This is a genomic window from Gracilibacillus ureilyticus (assembly GCF_900111195.1).
GTDB lineage: Bacteria > Bacillota > Bacilli > Bacillales > Amphibacillaceae > Gracilibacillus > Gracilibacillus ureilyticus.
The window spans coordinates 48,502-68,966 of sequence record NZ_FOGL01000021.1; the positions used below are offsets into that span (position 1 = coordinate 48,502).

At 39.0% G+C, this 20,465-nt stretch carries 16 protein-coding genes; 2 read left to right on the forward strand and 14 right to left on the reverse strand.

The annotated features are described in order from the left end of the window. The first annotated feature begins 134 nt into the window (after positions 1-134). Entirely contained in the window at positions 135-1,103 is a 969-nt protein-coding gene (gene abnA, locus BMW36_RS17160; protein WP_089743448.1) for an arabinan endo-1,5-alpha-L-arabinosidase AbnA, read from the forward strand. A gap of 133 nt (positions 1,104-1,236) precedes the next feature. Here abnA and BMW36_RS17165 read toward each other — a convergent pair whose 3' ends face one another. The 4 genes from BMW36_RS17165 to BMW36_RS17185 form a co-directional block, all read right to left on the reverse strand. Next, positions 1,237-2,253 carry a replication protein gene (locus tag BMW36_RS17165; protein ID WP_089743381.1) on the reverse strand — a complete coding sequence of 339 codons (1,017 nt, stop codon included), beginning with the start codon at positions 2,251-2,253 and terminating at the stop codon, positions 1,237-1,239. A 287-nt stretch (positions 2,254-2,540) separates the two neighbouring features. Continuing rightward, on the reverse strand, positions 2,541-3,596 hold the full coding sequence (locus BMW36_RS17170) for an iron-containing alcohol dehydrogenase family protein (protein ID WP_089743383.1): 1,056 nt from the start codon (positions 3,594-3,596) through the stop codon (positions 2,541-2,543). A 352-nt stretch (positions 3,597-3,948) separates the two neighbouring features. Further along, the gene (locus BMW36_RS17180; protein WP_089743387.1) at positions 3,949-4,506 is read right to left on the reverse strand and encodes a DEAD/DEAH box helicase family protein; all 558 of its coding nucleotides are present in this window, start codon (positions 4,504-4,506) and stop codon (positions 3,949-3,951) included. 74 nt (positions 4,507-4,580) lie between these two features. Next, positions 4,581-4,991, reverse strand: coding sequence for a hypothetical protein (locus BMW36_RS17185; RefSeq protein ID WP_089743389.1), 411 nt, complete (start codon positions 4,989-4,991; stop codon positions 4,581-4,583). 435 nt (positions 4,992-5,426) lie between these two features. Between BMW36_RS17185 and BMW36_RS17190 the strand changes: the two genes are divergently transcribed. After that, a complete protein-coding gene (locus BMW36_RS17190) occupies positions 5,427-5,888 on the forward strand; it encodes a flavodoxin (protein ID WP_089743391.1) in 462 nt (153 codons plus the stop codon). Positions 5,889-5,947: 59 nt separating this feature from the next. On the opposite strand, the gene BMW36_RS17195 is transcribed toward BMW36_RS17190, so the two are convergent. The 10 genes from BMW36_RS17195 to BMW36_RS17240 form a co-directional block, all read right to left on the reverse strand. Beyond that, the gene (locus BMW36_RS17195) at positions 5,948-7,384 is read right to left on the reverse strand and encodes a glycoside hydrolase family 1 protein (RefSeq protein ID WP_089743393.1); all 1,437 of its coding nucleotides are present in this window, start codon (positions 7,382-7,384) and stop codon (positions 5,948-5,950) included. A 251-nt stretch (positions 7,385-7,635) separates the two neighbouring features. Further along, positions 7,636-9,486 (reverse strand): beta-glucoside-specific PTS transporter subunit IIABC, encoded by a 1,851-nt coding sequence (locus BMW36_RS17200; RefSeq protein ID WP_089743395.1) that lies wholly within the window; start codon positions 9,484-9,486, stop codon positions 7,636-7,638. Between the two features lie 142 nt (positions 9,487-9,628). Next, positions 9,629-10,486 carry a BglG family transcription antiterminator LicT gene (gene licT, locus BMW36_RS17205; protein WP_089743396.1) on the reverse strand — a complete coding sequence of 286 codons (858 nt, stop codon included), beginning with the start codon at positions 10,484-10,486 and terminating at the stop codon, positions 9,629-9,631. A 484-nt stretch (positions 10,487-10,970) separates the two neighbouring features. Beyond that, on the reverse strand, positions 10,971-12,419 hold the full coding sequence (locus BMW36_RS17210; protein ID WP_089743398.1) for a 6-phospho-beta-glucosidase: 1,449 nt from the start codon (positions 12,417-12,419) through the stop codon (positions 10,971-10,973). Between the two features lie 91 nt (positions 12,420-12,510). Then, positions 12,511-14,436 carry a beta-glucoside-specific PTS transporter subunit IIABC gene (locus BMW36_RS17215; protein ID WP_089743451.1) on the reverse strand — a complete coding sequence of 642 codons (1,926 nt, stop codon included), beginning with the start codon at positions 14,434-14,436 and terminating at the stop codon, positions 12,511-12,513. Positions 14,437-14,759: 323 nt separating this feature from the next. Further along, positions 14,760-14,960 (reverse strand): DUF378 domain-containing protein, encoded by a 201-nt coding sequence (locus BMW36_RS17220; protein WP_089743399.1) that lies wholly within the window; start codon positions 14,958-14,960, stop codon positions 14,760-14,762. A gap of 194 nt (positions 14,961-15,154) precedes the next feature. Beyond that, positions 15,155-17,386: a molybdopterin oxidoreductase family protein gene (locus BMW36_RS17225; RefSeq protein ID WP_089743401.1), complete on the reverse strand. Its 2,232-nt coding sequence runs from the start codon at positions 17,384-17,386 to the stop codon at positions 15,155-15,157. A gap of 18 nt (positions 17,387-17,404) precedes the next feature. Beyond that, positions 17,405-17,830, reverse strand: coding sequence for a hypothetical protein (locus BMW36_RS17230; RefSeq protein ID WP_089743403.1), 426 nt, complete (start codon positions 17,828-17,830; stop codon positions 17,405-17,407). Positions 17,831-18,015: 185 nt separating this feature from the next. Then, positions 18,016-18,981, reverse strand: a complete 966-nt coding sequence (locus BMW36_RS17235; protein ID WP_217640968.1) for a carbohydrate kinase family protein — start codon at positions 18,979-18,981, stop codon at positions 18,016-18,018. Continuing rightward, positions 18,981-20,462 carry a glycoside hydrolase family 32 protein gene (locus BMW36_RS17240; RefSeq protein ID WP_089743406.1) on the reverse strand — a complete coding sequence of 494 codons (1,482 nt, stop codon included), beginning with the start codon at positions 20,460-20,462 and terminating at the stop codon, positions 18,981-18,983. The genes BMW36_RS17235 and BMW36_RS17240 overlap by 1 nt, the downstream gene beginning before the upstream one ends. Positions 20,463-20,465: the final 3 nt, after the last annotated feature.

Consider the following 20,465-nt stretch of genomic DNA (forward strand, 5'->3'; position numbering starts at 1 on the left):
ATAGTTAATATTATAGTTAATTAAATAACTTTTTTATGTTTTTAGTTAACTTTATCATCATCCTATGTTAAAATCACCCATATAAAGAATGCGCTTACATTATGTGTCGGTGTATTCAAATGGAAAAGGAGCTGATGAGAATTAAGTTAAAAATCTGTTGGAAGGTAGTCTTTTTTGTTCTCGTTTTTATTGGCGCAGGAGGTGCTTCTGTCTCAGCTGCATTTTGGGAAATGGATGAACACCCTATGATTCACGATCCTTCGATGATTAAAGAAGGTAACACATGGTGGACATTTGGTACAGGTGAAGTTGACAAAAATGGTATACGTGTCATTTACTCACAAGATGGACGGAACTGGAATGAAGCTCCAGTTATTTTCCCTCAGCCTTTGAACTGGTGGAGTCAATATGTACCTAATCATACAAGTGCTCAATGGGCTCCGGACATTCAATATTTTAACGGGCGCTACTGGCTGTATTACTCTGTCTCTTCTTTTGGTTCCAATCAGTCTCTCATAGGGCTATTATCGACAGAAAGTATTGCATCAGGAAACTGGAGAGATGATGGACTTGTCGCTCGTTCGACAACCAATGACAATTATAACGCAATTGATGGGGACTTAGTTATTGATGAACATGGCCAGCCATGGTTATCGTACGGCTCTTACTGGAGCGGTATAAAATTAACGAAACTGGATGCCCAGACGATGAAGCCTACTGGCCAGACTTATTCCATCGCTGCCAGACCAGATCATCCAGATGGTGCAATTGAAGCACCAAGTATTACGTATAAAGATGGTTACTACTATTTATTCGTTTCATTTGATAAATGCTGTGATGGTTTAAACAGTACGTATAAAGTAGCTGTTGGCCGTTCAACAGACATAACCGGACCATATTTGGACAAGTCAGGAAACAATATGCTGTACGGTGGGGGTACAATTTTTGATACAGGTAATGATAAATGGGTCGCTCCAGGCCATCAGGATATACTGAACAATAATATCTTTGTTCGGCATGCTTATGACGCTGACCGAAACGGCCTGCCAAGCCTGTTAATCAATGATTTGTATTGGGACAGTCAGGGATGGCCAACATATTAAGCAATTTTTATTAAAAAACAAATACATTTATGCACGGGGAAGATCTTTAAAATAAGCATAAGCAATGACGGTAAACTCGAACGGTTCTCCATTGTTTCACATGAAACAAGAGAGCCGTTTTTCATTCCCTTCTTCACCCCTGATTCGCTAAATACTCTGATAACATACGGTCAGATTCTGCAGCGATTTTATCTTTTTCCTCCTGTGAAAGTTCCGGCTTCTTTTGTATATTCTCCCTTCGATGTGCTGCATACCAGTCTGGTACAATATTTCTCTTTGTCTGGTGCCGCTGACTTTTCTGCTTTTTGGAGTGGAACTGTTTTTCATACTGTCTGGCCGCTTCTATTGTTGTTATCCCTGCACCTTTCCAGTTAAACAGAACGCTTTCGATATACTTCACCCCTTTCGCCTCTCGTTTGGCTGCGATTTTCATAGCTGCAAGCAATAAATCATAACCAAATTTGTCATACCATTGTTTAATTAATTCAACATTGAAGGGAGAATCTGATATTCCCTTTTGTAAATTACTCCGGTAAAAATGGATCACCTCAAGGAATGGGGCATTATTATTATATTCTTTTTTGTCTTTCATCTTTAATGTCTTTAAATATGTATTTACGGAGGCTGGGTACTTTGCGCTAACTGGGTTCTGGTGGTTTTTCGGTAAGTGTTTTACGAAGGTGAAGGTTCGCGTTTTACTTACCTTTTTCTGCGGGTCAGTCAGTAATTTACGAACCTTAATATTACTAGCAGTTCGTGTTTTACGAACTTCCTTTGCAGAAACCCTGCGCTTGATATTGATATGAATCAATTGATCAAATTGATCCCCATCCCATTTTGTTTGCGGAGTGATCTGCCACTTGTGATAGTCCTTATTTATCGCGAATACCATCATTTCTTCATCCCAGTTTAATACAGCACACTCTGTGAGAAATTTTAGTTCCTTTCGAACATCCTGCTTATGCAGACCAGCCAGTTCAAACATTTTCAGTGTCGGGATAACGCAATCGCTTTGACCTGTACCATACGATAGCCGCCAGATAAAAGAGATGATATTCAATTGTCTTTTGGAAAAATTCCGTCGTAACAATTCATTCCACAGGTCATTAGCGATACGGATATACCCTTTCTTTAATTCCGGGTTTGCCATTTCATTCACCTCATCCTTTTTATTGGAAATCTTATACACTAGGATAGAGGAAATATTGCCGGATGCACCTTTCCGTACTTAAGTCCGCCCCCTTAAAAGTATGGGAAATTGTCATAAAACTCCGAGTTTTGTGCAGAAAAGTCCGAGTTTTTTACCCTTTTATATAAGTACGGACAAAATATTTCTCGGCCCTGATATTGTGAGATAATTACTGGGATAAAAGTTGGTTTTAGGGAGGGGTACATTAAGATTCAGAGATTACCTCGCAAACAGGGAATGATTATGCCTCAATCAAGTATTTCCTGTAATAACGAATCTCTGTCAATAAAATTAAGTGTTTGCTGACGATATTTTTCTTCATGTAAATATGTATATCTGTTCGGCTTGATGTCAGGTGCCAACTCAACAGCCTGTTGAAAATCCTTTTTTCGTAACCCGGCTTTTCTTACATAATCAAAAAGCCCTGTGCGTGTAAACACCTTATTCATTCTCTCTGCCCGATGCTGTTGAATATTGGCCATGATATAGGAAGCCATTCCGACTTGAATACCATGCATTGCAGGTCGCTCTAATATTTTGTCCAGCGCATGGGAAATTAAGTGCTCCGAACCGCTAATAGGAGAGCTGTTTCCACTAATAACTGTCGCAATCCCTCCCATTGTTAAGGAGCTGACTAGCTCTTTTAGAAAAATCGGGTCTTTAATATCCTCCATCGGTGTGCGGACAAAGCTGTTTACAGCCTTTTTACTTAACATTGCAGCAAAATGATTCACCGTGGACTTGTTATTCTTTTCTTCAAAGATCCAATCATATAATGCGGTTATGTTTGACATTAAATCTCCAGTACCAGCCAAAATAAACTTTGCCGGAGCCTGCTGGATAATATCTAAGTCAACGATAATGCCATACGGAATCTTTGCCGGTACGGTTGTTTTTTTATTATTGACTATTATTGAACAGCTGCTGCTGGCAAAACCGTCATTGGAAGCAGAAGTCGGGAAGCTGATAAATGGCACACTACGCAAATAGGCGATATATTTGCCGTAATCTATCAACGCCCCACCCCCTGCAGCAATAATTACATCATATGGCTCCATATCAAATGCTTTTGCAACAAGTTCTTGAATGTCCAAATCTGCCGGCATTTTGATTGTTTCCAGCTTAATCCGTGACATAGATGCTTTAATAGACTGTTCAAAATGCTCAAAAGTAAAATCATCGAACAGGATAACCGCACGATGAAAGTTATGTTTAATTAAAATATTCTCCAATTGAAAAATAGCGCCATTACTAATTTCCAGAATCGCTGGAATTGGTATGTTGGTGATAGGCGGTTGGGACATGTTCATCTCTCCTTAGTTTCATTTGCTAAGCGTAGTTAAAAAACGTAGTCGTCTGCGTGAACAGCGTGCGCTGAATAATCCCGCAAGGGGGCTGAATGCCTTAGCGTCTCAAAAATTGCAACTCATGGCTTCCGGACGAGCCCTGAGTACCTTTGCGTTTGAAAAATTGCAACTCATGGCTTTCGGACGAGCCCTGAGTACCTTCATGTTTGAAAAATTGCGACTCATGACTTTCGGACAGGCGCTGAATGCTTTCGCGCCACAAAAATCAGGGTTCATGACATTCGGAATGCTTTTGCGTCATCATCTAAGAAATAATTGGACAACCAACCAGGCTTTTTAACAGGATCAGCTATAATTGAAATCTGTCTTTTATTATTTCAGCTGCTTCCCCTGCACTTAATCTGGTGTTATTTATCTTCATGTAATTATCCTTTACTATTTCACCTTCAGTAGAGTTTAATCTATACTTTTCCATTGATTCAATTAATCTTTGTTCTGATTGCTCTATTTCCCTTTTGGATGGTTTATGCTCTAACCTGTTTGGCGTTTTATTTCTTTTCAATCTTGCCTCCAGCTCAGCTTCCAACTCGACAAAGCATACTTCTCCTCCTTCAGATTCGAAAATACGGCATATTCTCTCAACATCTTCCCAATCTTCTTTTTTGTTAAATGCGAAAACAAAAGTGAAGATCATACCTGGCAAATCACTTCTCGAGACGGATTTAAAGATTTCTTCTCTAAACATAGTAGATAACCGCCACATTTCTGGAGTGAATCCGAAAATAGGAGCAAGCATTTCAATGGTCATATGGTTGTGAAGCAGCTTTAATCCAGTGATTTTTGCCAATGCCTGCCCAACGGTCATTTTACCGACTGCTTGCGGACCAAATATTAAAACAAACTTCATCCCGCTTCCTCCAAACTGCTAGAAAAAAATTCAGCAAAAAACGTTCCTGTTAGAAACACATCAGAAGCTTCAGCTTATATATAGAATAATTCATCAGCTTCCAAATATCCATCCAGTTTCCATTTTAATTTATTCATTTTGATCAATTGTTCTGAAAAATAGTTAAACATTACTTCATCCTTTTTATCAAGTGCCTGATTCACCTGAAAGTCATAGTAATTTAACTGTAAGTCGATATCCTCTTTTAAAAGAATCTCCCCTATTTCATAATAGTGTTCTAAATCGTGGAGAGCCATATAAAAACGGTATCGATCATCTAAAATAACCATAACGTACCATCCATTAGTTGCAGTGAAGTTTCGTTCATTCGTCACTTTAATTATATCTGATTGCTCAATTCTTAATACCTCTCTATGTATTTCCCCTGGACAAAAACAGTCAATTTGATGAGAGAAAGCTTTTACAGCGATTAAATTCCAATACATTTCATCAGCCCTCCTAGAGCAGTTATGTTGATACTTCTATTTTTTTCAATCGGCAGCCGACCTTGTTATGGCTACAAAAAAATTGTGGGATTACTGATTTCCCTCCATTTCCGTATCAAACATACCGCAACAAGGACATTCATGACGATCATAGGTATATTCATCATTCACAATTTCCTGTTCATCTACAAAACCGCAAAACTTACAGATATAGGATTCTATAACATATCCCTTCTTTCTAATAATTGTAAGAAAACAATTAATGAGAATGATTATCAATACTTTTCATTTATTATAATTGATAACAATTCTCAATGTCAAATTTATCCGGTTTTTTAAGGAACGCCGATTTCCCTAAATTGTATTCTCTTTGTTGACAATGATAATCATTTTCATTTAGTATAGTATATGAGCATTAGAGGAGGGATCCACTACATGAAAAAAGTAATCTTGTTGTTCTGCAGCATGTCGGGAAATACAGAAGAAATAGCTGAAATTATTGAATCAAGTCTTACCAGGCATGGGCTGGAAGTTCAGAAGTTTCAAATAGATATGGATGATATTACGGTTACAGATTTACTTGACTATGAGGCAATACTTTTCGGTACCTATACCTGGGGAGATGGAGACATTCCGTATGAAATAGAGGATTTTTACGATGATATGGATGGAATTGATTTAACAGGGAAAGTTGTAGCCCTATTTGGTTCTTGTGATTCCATGTATCCGGATTACGGGGGAGCTATTGATACATTTGCTGAACGTTTTAAAGAACGCGGCGCATCAAATGTTTTGTATCATTTAAAAGTAGATTTGACCCCTGACGAAGAGGATGTGAAACGATGTCAGAAATTTGCTGATGATTTTGTGGAACAGCTCCAAATTTTTGCGGAATAACAGGGTTTGAAAAAAGAGAGAATAGAATTTCTATTCTCTCTAATATCACTGCTAAAGAATTAAAGTTCCTCACCATTTGTTGCAATGACGTTTTTATACCAGTAGAAAGATTTCTTTCTGCTGCGTTCAAATGAACCAGTGCCGTCATCCTGCTTATCTACATAGATAAAGCCGTAACGCTTGGACATTTCACCAGAAGATGCACTTACTAAGTCAATACATCCCCATGAAGTGTAGCCCATTAATTCAACGCCATCGTCCACTGCTTCACCCATTGCTCTAATATGCTCTCTTAAATATTCAATACGGTAATCATCGTTGATGCTTCCATCTTCTTCTACCTTGTCATAAGCACCTAAACCATTTTCCACGACGAATAAAGGTACCTGGTATCGGCCATATAATTCATTTAAAGCAATACGAAGACCAACAGGATCAATTTCCCATCCCCAGTCACTAGCATCTAGGAATGGATTCTTAACGCCGCCAATTAAATTACCCTGGCCAATCTCTTCAGGCGTCTTATTTTTCTTGTCAGTACGCGACATATAGTAACTGAATGAAATGAAATCAACTGTACCTCCTTTAATTAACTGAAGGTCTCCATTTTCCATTTCGATGTTGATATTGTTCTCTCTGAAGTAACGCTCACTAAAGCTTGGGTATTCACCTCGTACTTGAATATCGCCACAGAAGTTGTTAAAAATGCGTGCTTCCTCTTGGGCATACAACACATTTTCCGGGTTACTGTCAAAAGAATAAACAGGTGCATAAATCAGCATACAGCCTATTTGTGAACCAGGAATAATTTCATGTCCCAACTGAACTGCTTTGGCACTTGCAACGAATTGATGGTGAAGTCCCTGGAAGCTGTCCTGAAGACGTGTTTCTTCACTTTCTGGTGAGAAACCAAGTCCAAGTATCGGCATATGTGTCGCTCCATTGATTTCGTTGAATGTTAACCAATACTTCACTTTATCTTTATATCGATTGAAAAGCACTGTCACATAACGCTCGAAGAATTCTACTAATTTACGATTTCTCCATCCGCCATATTCTTTAATAAGATGCAGTGGAGTTTCATAGTGTGCAATCGTTACTAACGGTTCGATGTTATATTTTGCCAGTTCGTCAAAAACGCGATCGTAAAAAGCGAGTCCTTCCTCGTTTGGCTCTAATTCATCACCATTAGGGAAAATACGAGACCATGCAATACTCAAACGAAAGGTTTTAAAGCCCATTTCTGCAAATAAAGCAATATCTTCTTTATAACGGTGATAGAAATCAATGCCCTCATGATTTGGGTAAGTATATTTTGATTTATCAATTTCAAAATCAAATCCGGTAGATGCTAAAAGTTTCAATCTGTTCTCTTTTCCACCTGGAAGTACGTCAGCCAGATTGAGCCCTTTTCCACCCTCCTGGTATGCACCTTCTAACTGATTAGCAGCAGTTGCGCCGCCCCATAGGAATCCTTCTGGAAATTTCACTGCCATTTTTCATCACCTCAAATTAAGATTTTTGCCTCTCTTTAAAGAGAGTAATTTGGCTGTTGCCAATAAAAAAACCTAAATTGCTCAAGAAAAATCGGAAGGAATCCCTCCCATTTCTAAAGCAACTTAGGTTTTGCCTGTTTATCAGTAACAATCCATAAGTTATTCAATTTACATATTAAATATAGCATTTTAGCGTTAAAATGTAAAGGTTTCCGCACTGTCATGATTTATTGCTGACAACTGATTCATTATTACTTTATTACGGTCAATAAACGGTCCCCGACCTCGATATTTTCTTCTTCGCCGCTAATGACATCAAGGAATTCATGAGAGTTTGTAATCACCACTGGAGAGGTGATATCAAATCCTTCGCTCGTAATTGCCTCGATATCAAATGTTCCGAGTAATTGACCTTGCTCCACTTTTTCTCCATACTTTACCTTCATATTAAAAAATTTACCGTCTAATTGGACTGTTTCTATACCAATATGAATCAGGACTTTAATTCCTGAGTCTGAAGTCAGACCAATACCATGGCTTGTGGGAAATACTGATGTTACCGAGCCTGAGAATGGTGCATGCAAACTTCCCTTAACTGGTATGATAGCAATTCCTGGCCCAATTGCCTCAGAGGAAAACACATCATCGTCAACATCTCCTAAGCTTATGACAGGTCCTGTCAACGGACTGTGTACAATTGAGTCATCAATTTCTCTGTTTTCATTTCCGGACAGATTTTCACTTTCCGAGATCGTATCATCTTCTGTTTGCTCATGATAGCCGAAGAAGTAGGTACCGATCATTGCAATGAAATAGGCAAGAAAAACCCCAAACATAAATAACAAAAATCCTTCTCCGAAGAAAATAGGTAATGTGGTAAGACCAGGTAGACCTACTGACTTCGAGCTTGCCCCAGCAATCCCGACGATCGCCCCGCCAATGGCTCCGGCAATGCAACCAATGACAAAAGGTTTCTTATACCGTAATGTAATCCCGTAAATTGCCGGCTCAGTTACACCAAATAAACCTGCGATCGCTGCTGGTGCAGCAATGGACTTAACTTTCCTTTGGTTCGTTTTCAGCCAGACACCTAAAGCAGCACCTGCCTGGGCGAAAATAGCCGGTGTAATCATCGCAGTAAATGTGTCCATGTCAAACTGACTTAAATTATTCAACGCAATCGGTACAAGACCCCAGTGCAACCCGAAAATAACTAAAATTTGCCACGATGCCCCCATCAAAGCTCCAGCTACTAATGCACTGTTATCATAGACAAAGGAATATCCACTCGCAAGCCATTCGCTAACAGTGTTTCCAATCGGACCGAAGACTAATAACGTCAAAGGTACCATCAAGGCGATTAGAGTTAATGGTGTGAAAAATTTCTTTATCGTTTTTGGATAAAGTTTGTTAAAAACTGTTTCCAGCTTTGCTGTCACATAAATAGCTAATATAATCGGAATAACGGATGTCGCATATTTTATTAACACAACAGGAATACCGAAAAATGATAATTCAAGCTCCTCATTATATTCCAGAGAAATATCAGGATAAAACAGAGCACACGCTATCACCACCGCCACATGCGTGTCTCCTCCAAATTTTTTGGCTGCTGTAATAGCGAGATGGATTGGCAAAAAATAAAACAAACTGTCAGCTGCTGCATGTAATATAATATAAGTCCCATCTGCCTCTGTTAATATTCCCATCGATACAGCAACGATTAAGAGTCCTTTCAGAATCCCCGCACCAGCCAATGTTCCTAATAATGGCGTAAAAATCCCTGAAATAATATCAATGGCATCATTAAAAAGTGACCTTTTTCCACCAGTATTTTTTCTGCTAACTGTCTCTTCCAATTGTGTCTGTTTCATTATTTCTTTGTAAACATCATTCACTTCGGTTCCAACAACTATTTGAAATTGACCTGCAATCATCATCACTTTTATCACACCAGGTAATTTAACCAAAGAAGATTTATCTGCCAGATCATTATTTTTCAGTTTAAATCTGAGGCGAGTTGTACAATGGACCAGTGAGATAATATTGTCTTCCCCACCTATATTTTTTATAATTTCTTTCGCAAATTGAGCATAGTCCATTACCACTCCTCCTTTTGTCTAGTTTCTATTTTAAAGCGGCGGATGTGATTTGTCACTGACATAAGAAAGAAACTAAACAGGCTTGTCCAGTAATACTGCAAACAAAGCCAATTTAGTTTCTCTAAAAAGTCATCCTCAATTTTCATTTGTTCGTCCATTCCTGACGGTTCGTTACACGATGGATATGCAATGTTAAATATACTTTTTCATCGTTTGAAATGTCCCAATCATATGTCTTTGCAACATATTTGGAAACTTTCTCTGCACATAAGTAAGCCTGCTCGTACTTCTTTTTCACCTGTTCAAATAAAAAGTCATCTGTCTGACTCACATGATCGGTTTCTTCACGAACAAAGCGCATTGCAAAGAAACGCAGGTGTGTTAAGAATCTTTCATAATTGATCGAATTTTCATCAAGCTTCATATCAAAATGGTATTTAACAATATTTAAAATATTATTGACCATTTTCGTTACCTGGATGGCAGCATCCATGTTATCACCATTCAGCTGACTGTTTAGCAGGTGAAGGGCGATTAATCCCGCTTCATCTTCAGGAAACCTTACCCCTGTCTCCTCTTCGATGAAATCCAATGCTTTTAATGCCACCTGGAATTCTTTTTTATAATATTTTCTAATCTCCCAGACAAGAGGATTTTTAAGCTCTATCCCCTCTTTTTGCCTGCTAACGGCAAAGTGAAGGTGATCCGTTAATGCAACGTAAAGGTAATCATCGATTTTATAGGACAACTGGGATTTGGCATAATCCAATATACGGTGAGAAAGCTCTAAATACACTTCCGGTGTATCCACAAGTAAATCAGCTAATTTATCTGACAGTCCCTGATCTGCTAACACGAATTTTTTCTCTATTTTTTCAATATCAACCGGCTGTCCAACCTTCTTTTGAAATGCTAATCCCTTTCCCATTACGACCATTTCCTGCTGCTGGTCATTTTCCGTCAAAACAACATTATTATTAAATACCTTTTTAATTTCCATATAATCAGCCCTTGTTTAAAGATTTATTTCTTATAGAAAAAAACGCGGTATTCCCGAGCTTAACATATAATTGATAGTATTTGTTTTCTAAAATAAAAAAACCCAAATAAGTATAAAGAATATCTAAAGCCAATATTCTTCCACAAATTCAGGTTTTGCCTGCCGAACAGTAACAATCCAATTTTATTAGTTTGTAAACGATTACCTCTATTACCTTTATACCATTCATACAAAGTAATGTCAATGACATATGTCCTATTCTATCACAAAAAGGACTGGTACAACAGAGTTTTTAGCAAGGTAAAGATGCGTAATATGATGAATTATTCACCAACAAAAAGTATTCAACTTATCATGATATTCTATATTTGTGAAACCTCTAAAGTCCTGTTAACACCAAAAAGCCGAACGAGATCGAAATATCATTCGATTCATCGTTCGGCTTTTCTATATAATTACTATTGTCCCCGCTGCTTCAGTTTTCTTATTTATTTAAAATGCTCGCACCGTTTGTTTCGATCACTTGCTTATACCAGTTGAAGCTTTTCTTTTTTGTTCTTTTTAATGTTCCGTTTCCTTCATTATCACGGTCTACATAAATATAACCATAACGCTTTTTCATCTCTCCAGTGCTGGCACTGACGATATCTATCGGACCCCAGCTTGTATAGCCGATAATGTCAACACCATCTTTGATTGCCTCAGCCATTTCAATAAAATGCTGTTCGAGGTAATCAATTCTGTAATCATCGTTTATCGAACCATCTTCTTCCACCACGTCGACAGCCCCTAAACCATTTTCCACAATAAACAATGGCTTTTGATAACGGTCATGCAGCTGGTTGGCAGTAATTCGGAGACCTTTCGGGTCAATTGTCCAGCCCCATTCTGAAGTTTTTAAGTATGGGTTGCTAACTGAAGCAAATACATTACCCTCTGTTTGATTTTCCAGCACTTCCGGATCTGTGCTTGTACAGCGGCTGGCATAATAGCTGAATCCTATATAATCCACTGTGTTATCTTTTAAAACCTGTTCATCACCCGGTTCCATCTTTATATCCAGATTATTGTCCTCGAAAAACCTCTTCGCATATCCAGGGTATTCCCCTCTTGATTGGACATCGATAAAGAAAAATGATTCTCTGTCTTTATCCATTGCAGCCCATACGTCATCAGGATTACTGGAATACGGGTAAGTCATACCTGCCGCCAGCATACAGCCGATCTTGGCATCAGGGATGATTTCATGACACGCTTTAACAGCTAACGCACTTCCGACTAACTGGTGATGTGCCGCCTGATAAAGCACTTGGTTTTTATCTTCCCCTTCATTAAAGACAATTCCTGCTCCGACGAATGGAAGATGCAGAAGCATATTGATCTCATTAAATGTCATCCAGTATTTTACTTTATTTTTATACCGTTCAAAAATCGTCCGCGTATATTTTTCATAAAAATCGATCATTTTTCTGTTTTTCCAGCTGCCGTATTTTTCTACAAGGTTAACTGGAACATCGAAGTGGCAAGTAGTTACGACAGGCTCAATATTGTATTTTAACAATTCGTCAAAAACATTATCATAAAATTTCAGTCCCGCTTCATTTGGTGTTTCTTCCTCACCAGTAGGGAAAATTCGTGACCATGCGATCGATAAGCGGAAGCTCTTAAATCCCATCTCCGCAAATAGTGCAATATCCTCCTTATAATTATGATAAAAGTCAATTGCCTGATGTGATGGATAATACACGCCTTCTTTCGGCTGAAAGCTGTCAATATTCCCTAACATTATATTAAATCGCTCTTTACCTGTAGGAAGCAGGTCGACAGTTGTTAAACCTTTTCCACCCTCCAGATAAGCACCTTCAACCTGGTTGGCAGCAATGGCACCACCCCAAAGGAAATCCTCCGGAAAAGTTGTTTTATTGCTTGACATTCAATCATTCCTTTCTAAATCGTATCTTAAAAAATATAACAGAAAGGAAAAACAAATATGTCTTGCTTTCCCTTCTGTAGTCTTTCAGATTCTATTTTTTCTCTTTATCTAATGTGATCAATACATCATTCACTTTTACTTCTTTTGCCTCTGTAGTTAATAATGAACCATAGTCATTGTGGTTTGTGACGATAACAGGAGTTGTTAAAATATATCCCGCTTCTTTAATTTTATCTGCATCAAATTCTACAAGTAATTGACCTGTCTCAATACGATCACCTTGTGCCACATGAGCTGTAAAGTATTTACCATCTAAGTTTACCGTGTCCATACCAACGTGAATTAACAGTTCAGCACCATTGTCCGTTGTAATTCCAATTGCATGATTTGTTGGGAATAATGCAGAGACAGTACCATTAGCCGGAGCAACTACCTTACCTTCTGCCGGTTCGATTGCTACACCTTGTCCTAACATACCTGATGCAAATGTTTCATCTTTAATGTCTGCTAATGCTTTTACTTCACCTGTAAGTGGAGATAAAATTTCTCCATTTTTTACTGCAACAACTTTTGATTTTTCTGGTTCAGCTGCTGGTGCGGCAGGTTCAGTGCTTTCATTTTTATTAATACCTCCGAACAGGAATGTTAGTACGAAAGCTAAAACCATACCAACCGCTGCAGCGATAATTGCACCAATTACGGACATATCTATTCCTGCATCCGGAATAAAACTAGGAAGCTGGAATACTCCAAGACCACCCATGACATATCCTGTTGTACCAAAGAATCCTAACAGCGCCCCACCAATTGCTGATGAAATAACTGTGAAAATAAACGGCTTTTTAAGTGGTAAAGCGATACCATACATACCTGGTTCTGTCACACCAAATATAGCAGAGATAAATGCTGGTGCACTAAGTGTTTTTGTTTTTTGATTTCTCGTTTTAATCCAAACTGCCAGGATGGCACCTGCTAAAGCAAAGGAGTGTGCAAAGATCAGTGCTAATATCGGATCATATCCCGGATTGGTAAAGTTGTTCATTGCGATTGGAACAAGGCCCCAGTGAAGACCGAACATAACAAATACTAACCATAAACCACCAAGGAATGCTCCTGCGATAATTGGACTTAAATCATAAACTCCTACAGTTGCTGTACCTAACATTTGACTAGCCCACGTTGCGATTGGACCGATAATGATAAATGTTAATGGAATAATAATTAACAATGTAAACATTGGAACTAAAAACATTCTTACTACTGATGGAATAACTTTTGCAAAAAACTTTTCTAATTTAGCTGCGAAAAATGCAGATACAATAATTGGTATAACAGACATCGAATATGTCATTAAAATTACTGGAATTCCAAAGAACTCGATATAAACTGGTGATTCAAACATCGTTCCTGAGAACAATGTATATAAAGGATCTCCGGATGCCGGAATTCCTTCAAGTGCCGGATAAACAAGCGCCATTGCGATTACCATACCAAGGAATGGGGTTCCGCCAAACTTCTTCATTGCTGTATATCCTAATAAGATTGGCAAGAAGTAAAATAGTCCATCTCCTATTGCGTTAAGAATCTGATATGTTCCGCCTGTGTCATCAAGCCAGCCGATTGCAACGAATAATGCATTAAAACCTTTAATCATACCTGAAGCTGCCAACACACCTAGAATTGGTGTGAATATTCCTGAGATCATATCGATAAAACGGTTAAACAGACCTGTTTTTTCTCCACCATCTTCATCTACCGGTTTAGCAGCTTCGAAGCCGCCTTCCGCTACTACCGCTTTATATACATCAGAGACATGGTTGCCAATAACGACCTGATACTGGCCACCACTTTTCATAACGGTTACAACACCGTCCATATTCTTCAACACTTCTGTTTGCGCTTTACTTTCATCCTTCAACTTAAAACGCAAGCGAGTAATACAATGCACAACACTGTTAACGTTTTCCTTACCGCCGACATTATTAATAATATCTTTTGCTAACTGATCATATTTCATCATAAATGCCTTCCTTCTTTTTTTATTTTCACATGTAGGAAGTGCTTTTAGGGAATAAAAAAACCTGAATGGCCAGAGAACACACAAAGTGTATCTCTAGCCATTCAGGTTATGCCCGTACTTGGTAACATTCCTAAATGTTATATTTAATTAAACACATTATAGCATCAGGTAAAAACGGTTTCAATACTTTTTTTAAAAAACTTAATTGGTTGTTTATTCCATGTTATAAAGGGCGAAGTATCAAAAAGGGTTCTCTTATTTCCTGTTCTGAAATAGAGTGAAATAAGAGAACCCTGCTATACCTTACCATAAACTGATACTTAGTGGGTTTTAATTTTCGGGATGAACTTCAACGCATAAATCGCACAAATGCCTACAACTACATAAATGATTCGTGAAAGAACAGCATCTTCCCCGCCAAAGAGTGTTGCAACCAGGTCAAACTGGAAGAGTCCAACTAAGAGCCAGTTGATTCCTCCCACAATCAGTAAAACTAATGCGATAATATCGATAGTTTTCATCAATTATTCCCCTTTCTGTTATCTGATGATTTTCTGTTCTACAGGGGATTTTCCTTTTTTTCCTACATCTTAAACATTTTGGATTAACAACCAACACTTGTCCCTTCCATAAGCAAAAGATCCACTGCTATTTTACTAGCTTAAAGCTGCAGGGCAATCATTCCATAACCACTGCAGCTCCTTTTATGAAAAAACTATATCTTTTCCAGCCGGCAGCTTGAATGTTTAAGCACTGGCTGATGGGATAATGGGTCCACTTCATCCATAGTCATGTCATTAGAGTTCTCTTCTCCTTCGAAATTGCCGTAATGGAACGGGACAAAGACTTCCCCTTTATTCATCGTGTCACCTATTTTCGCCGGCACCTCGACAACGCCCCTTGGGGAGACAATTCTAACTTTTTCCCCTTCCTTAATGGAAAGTTTCTCCGCATCCTCTGTATTTATCTCAACAAAAGCCTTTGGAGCCTTCTCTTCCATCTCCGGCATTCTTCCTGTCTTAGTCCGGGTATGCCAATGCCAGATCAATCGGCCGGTATTCAGCCAGAAAGGGAATTCTTCTCTCGGCTTTTCAGTTGGCCCGCCAAAACGGGTGACATTAAACAATGCCCGTCCATCCGGATTCGTTGCTTCATATTCTTCCCTCGACAATGGCCTGCCGGTATAAGGGTTCTTGCCATAGTTCTGACAGTAATCAACCGCTGTATGAAAATGATGATCTTCATACAAACGCGTTTTTCCTTCAGGATTATCAGCGGTACAAGGCCAGCGCAATCCATTTTCTTTTTCCAGCCGCTCATATGTCATCCCAGTCATATCACACGGGCGGCCAGCTGAAACCTTTTTCCATTCCTCGAATGCTTCTTCCGGTGTAGAGTAGCCAATCAGCGGGTTCCCGTCTTTATCCTTAAACTCCATTCTCCTTGCATAATCCACCAGTATTTCGAAATCTGTTTTGACACCATTCGGAGGCTCAACGGCTTTACGCAGCACATTTATCGTCCTGTCGGCATTTTCCATTGTCCCTTCCTTTTCTCCCCACATAGCAGGTGGGAGAACAACATCAGCAATCTCGGTTGTCGCTGTTAAAAATGGATCCTGAACAACAACGAAGGGTTTCTCCATTGCTTTTCGAACCCGCTCTTGATTTGGCAGGGATACCAGTGGGTTTGTATGAATATTCCAGAAAAATTCTATCTGCCCCTTTTCCATCATTTCAAGCTGCTTAATGATCCCTTTATTTGGACCGATTTCTAAATCTTCTTCTCTTACATTCCAATGCTCGGCAATTTCCTGAATATGCTTCGGATTGTTGGGATTGCGGTTCCCCGGATATGTCCCAACACCGCCAACTGTCCTGTTTCCTGAGGAACTCGGCTGTCCTGCCATATGCAATGGACCACAGCCAGGTTTTCCAATCAGACCGCGCATTAAGTGAATATTATTAATGGCCAGACAAGTTGCGGTGGCATCGCTTGACTGATATGCCCCCTGCAATGTTGTAGATACAAGAGTATCCGTCTTACCAAGCTTTTCAGCAGCAAGTGCTATCTTTTCTTCCGGCAACCCGGTAATCTTGCTCGCTTTCCCTATCGTCCACTTATTAATCTCCTCTTTCAGGTCATTGAGCTTGAGTGTATGATTATTAATGAAGTCATGGTCAACCCAATCATTTTTGACCAGTTCATTCTGAATAGCATTAAGTAAAGCAAGATTTGTCCCAGGCTTTAAATCAAGGTGCAGGTCAGCCTCCCTGGCTGTCGGAGTCTTGCGTGGATCTACGACAATTAGATATGGTTTCCCTGTAGCCTTTTTGCGACTGAGAATTCTGTCCCATAAAACGGACCCTGTCTCAGCAATGTTATGGCCAAACAGCATAATCGTATCAGCTTCGTCCATGTCATCAAAAGAAGCCGGGACGCCATCAGAGCCGAATGATTCAATCAGGCACCATTCTGTTGTTGCAGTACATAACCGAGTATTGGCATCAAGCAGATGCGTTTTCATACCAGCTCGTCCAATTTTTCCAATCGTATAATAGTCTTCCAGAAAACCTTGTCCAGTCGAGTAGATGGCAACACCATCTCCGCCCTTTTCTTTCAAAACTTCCTTGGATTTACGGACAATCAGATCCATTGCCTCGTCCCAGCTAGCTGGTTCCAGATCTCCCTGCTCATTCCTGATCAGTGGTGTATATAGCCGATCCTTGCTGTTATTGGGAATCCATTGATATTTAGCTTTCGGATCAAGTCTCCCCTTATTAATTGGATGGTCATCAATTCCGCCAATCCCGATTATCTGATTATCTTTTACCGCTATTTCTGTTCCACAGCCAACAGAACACAGATTACAAGTGCTATGCACCCATCTATCAACAGCTTCATTATCGGCAACAGATTGTTCATGCAAAACATTTCTATGATCCATATATACTCTCCTTTCTGCTTAATCTCGGTATAATGCTGGTACAATAAAACGGGTTTTTTCCCATCCACCGGCAAATTCATATAAGGGTGTTACCGCTTTCGTCAATTCAGTCTTCATTTCTTCAAAGTTATCTTCCAGCTGATTCAGCTCGTCTTTGTTCACATAATTATTTTGCTCTGCAACCCGTTTCCACTGCTCAAACAAAAGCTTTCCTGCCTCATCGCCTTTATAAACAATATTGAGGTTTTTGTGAATCTCTTCATTCATGACAGGATTTTCCATAAGTTCATCTAATATAATCTGAATGGATTCCTTTTTCTCCTGAAGGAGCAGTACATATCTCTCCTCCATCGTATTTTCCCATACAGGCATCCTGTCCAGCACCTGTTCCGCCAGCCCCTGGACAATCCGCAAATGATAGGCAATTTCAGCCGCTGCGTGCATTCCAACTCCCCTCCTGTAAGATAATTTTTTGATACATTAAAAAATTCCCTTTTAGAGAGAAATAAAACGTGGAGCAGAACAGGCCATTGTTTTTAAACTGTTGTAAACCCGTTGAAATATTAAAGAGCCAGGGTCTACATTTATAGTTCCTGACTCTTTAATAAAAAACTCTATGCTATTATCTCTCAATTTCCGGCAATGAAAGCTTCTACTTCCTCCATTGTTGGTAAAGCACTAATCGCCCCATTTTTCGTTGTGACCAATGCTGCTGCAGAATTCGCAAACGTCCCCATAGCAATTAATTCATCAGAGGTTAAATCTGTGAGTTTTTTATCCATTAATGAAAATTGGTATAAGAATGCGCCGATAAAAGCATCTCCTGCTCCTGTCGTATCAATGGCCTGAACAGCAAATCCTGGTACATTTATTTCTTTCTTCCCGATGAAAAACGTTACCCCCTCTTTTCCTTTTGTTAAAATTAATAACTTAACAGGTTGAGACAATAGATAGTTAAGTCCTTCTTCGACCGTACCTTTTCCGGTTATGAAATTTAGTTCATCATCACTTACTTTCAAAACATCCGCATAAGGAATAAATTCCTGAATCGTATGGGAATATAACTGCTGATTCTCCCAAAGGCTTTGTCTTACATTCGGATCGAAAACTACTAATCCGTTTTCTTCCTTTATCTTTTTGATTGCTTCTATATGGGCGTATTTCACTTCACTTTCTATCAAACTAACAGAGCAGAAATGCAAGATATCATTTTCCGTAAAGGTAATCTTCTTTATATACTCCCTTTCTAAAAGCATATCAGCACTTGGCTTACGGTAAAAAGCAAATTCCCGTTCACCACCCTGTTTTAATGCAACAAATGCCAGAGCCGTGTTGGCTTTATCCGTGTGTAACATGTGGGTAATATCGACTTTGTTTTCTGCTAACACTTTCTTTAGATAGTAGCCAAACATGTCTTCACCAACCTGGCCAATAAAGGCACTATCTCCGCCTAATTTGGCAATAGCTGCGGCCACGTTTGCAGGTGCGCCACCAGGTAGCTTCTTAAAACTTTCTACCTCACTCATAGAAACGCCTGTTTCGTGAGGAATAAAGTCGATGAGAGCCTCTCCCATTGTATATACTTTTTTCATCATCAAACCTCAATATCCCATTTTTCCAGACGGACAATTTCTACTATGCCCTCAGCGGTAACCTTTATTTTATCCGCCTTTTTTGTTGGATAAATAGTAGATGTTAAGGTATATCTGCCCTGGTTTGCGAATACCTCTATCGATGCCCGATCAAGGAAAATCTCGAGATTAATTTTATTATTTTCCGGCTCACAATAAACGGAGCGTTTATACACATGCTCTTCTTCCTTACCCACAAGCTCAATTCCACTGTTTACACGATTTAGTTCGAGAATACTTGTTTCACAATCGTAGCTTAACAGCGTTTTCTCGATTTGATTGGAACGTAGCTCTATATCAAATCTTTTCCCTTCTTTTACATCTACCTCTAATTCAATAGCACTAACTTCAGCCGATAACTCCTCAAACGCTTTTGTTTCATCGGATAATTTAATAATCTTGTAATCTTGTTTATTGGTATAGTAATTTTTAATTTCTGCAACAGGTCTTTGATAGACATGATTGTTTTTAATAAAAAGTTCTCTTGGTAATGTCATCGAGCCCGCCCAGCCATGTTGTTCCGTCTCTGTTGGGATATTTCTGCCCCACATTTGCATCCAGGAAATCATGATTCTTCTATTTTTGTCATCTTCAATCGTTTGTGGAGCATAGAAATCGAGGCCATAATCCAACTCTTCCACCGTTTCTTTATGAAAAATTCCTTTTTCCCAATCCATTTCTCCTATAATAACAACAACGGAATGCGTATTCAGGAAATTGTTTTCTTTTTTCGGTAATCCATCGACTGAGAGCAGTAATACATCCTTTCCATCTAATTCGAATATATCTGGGCACTCCCACATTGGACCTTCCCCTTTTTCCCCTTTTAACATGACGGAAACAAACTGCCAATCCAGTAAATCCTTTGATTTATACAGTAAAATTTGTCCACCGTCCTGTTCTTGTCTGGAAGCAATTAAGGAATAATAGAAATCACCCTTCTTTACTACTTTCGGGTCTCTGAAGTCCTGAGGCTTTGCATTTTCAGGCAAGTCTGCTTCTGTTATAACAGGGTTTTGTTCCACTTTCTTAAAATTTATCCCATCTGAGGAAACAGCTATACACTGCACTTGTCTAATGTCTTCTTCTGTCTCACCTTCAATATGACCTGTGTACATCAGATAGAGTTTTCCATCCTTTTCGATAGCTGTTCCAGAAAAACAACCATCTTTGTCATATGGTTGATCCGGGGCTAGTGCAACAGGAACGGTTTCCCAGTTTATTAAGTCCTTACTCTTTGAATGCCCCCAGTGCATTGGTCCCCATACCGCTTTATAGGGATAATATTGATAAAACATATGATATTCACCTTTATAGTAGATAAATCCATTGGGATCATTGATCCATCCAACTGGCGCCATTAAATGATAGTCATTTCGGTAGTCAGCTATGATACGCTCACTATTTTCCTCGATAAACGTATTTGCTTTTTTAAGTGTGTACATAAT

Coding starts and splice junctions, on each gene's coding strand:
- abnA (WP_089743448.1), top strand. CDS start 135: ATGAGAATTAAGTTAAAAATCTGTTGGAAGGTAGTCTTTTTTGTTCTC.
- BMW36_RS17165 (WP_089743381.1), bottom strand. CDS start 2,253: ATGGCAAACCCGGAATTAAAGAAAGGGTATATCCGTATCGCTAATGAC.
- BMW36_RS17170 (WP_089743383.1), bottom strand. CDS start 3,596: ATGTCCCAACCGCCTATCACCAACATACCAATTCCAGCGATTCTGGAA.
- BMW36_RS17180 (WP_089743387.1), bottom strand. CDS start 4,506: ATGAAGTTTGTTTTAATATTTGGTCCGCAAGCAGTCGGTAAAATGACC.
- BMW36_RS17185 (WP_089743389.1), bottom strand. CDS start 4,991: ATGTATTGGAATTTAATCGCTGTAAAAGCTTTCTCTCATCAAATTGAC.
- BMW36_RS17190 (WP_089743391.1), top strand. CDS start 5,427: ATGAAAAAAGTAATCTTGTTGTTCTGCAGCATGTCGGGAAATACAGAA.
- BMW36_RS17195 (WP_089743393.1), bottom strand. CDS start 7,384: ATGGCAGTGAAATTTCCAGAAGGATTCCTATGGGGCGGCGCAACTGCT.
- BMW36_RS17200 (WP_089743395.1), bottom strand. CDS start 9,486: ATGGACTATGCTCAATTTGCGAAAGAAATTATAAAAAATATAGGTGGG.
- licT (WP_089743396.1), bottom strand. CDS start 10,486: ATGGAAATTAAAAAGGTATTTAATAATAATGTTGTTTTGACGGAAAAT.
- BMW36_RS17210 (WP_089743398.1), bottom strand. CDS start 12,419: ATGTCAAGCAATAAAACAACTTTTCCGGAGGATTTCCTTTGGGGTGGT.
- BMW36_RS17215 (WP_089743451.1), bottom strand. CDS start 14,436: ATGAAATATGATCAGTTAGCAAAAGATATTATTAATAATGTCGGCGGT.
- BMW36_RS17220 (WP_089743399.1), bottom strand. CDS start 14,960: ATGAAAACTATCGATATTATCGCATTAGTTTTACTGATTGTGGGAGGA.
- BMW36_RS17225 (WP_089743401.1), bottom strand. CDS start 17,386: ATGGATCATAGAAATGTTTTGCATGAACAATCTGTTGCCGATAATGAA.
- BMW36_RS17230 (WP_089743403.1), bottom strand. CDS start 17,830: ATGCACGCAGCGGCTGAAATTGCCTATCATTTGCGGATTGTCCAGGGG.
- BMW36_RS17235 (WP_217640968.1), bottom strand. CDS start 18,981: ATGATGAAAAAAGTATATACAATGGGAGAGGCTCTCATCGACTTTATT.
- BMW36_RS17240 (WP_089743406.1), bottom strand. CDS start 20,462: ATGTACACACTTAAAAAAGCAAATACGTTTATCGAGGAAAATAGTGAG.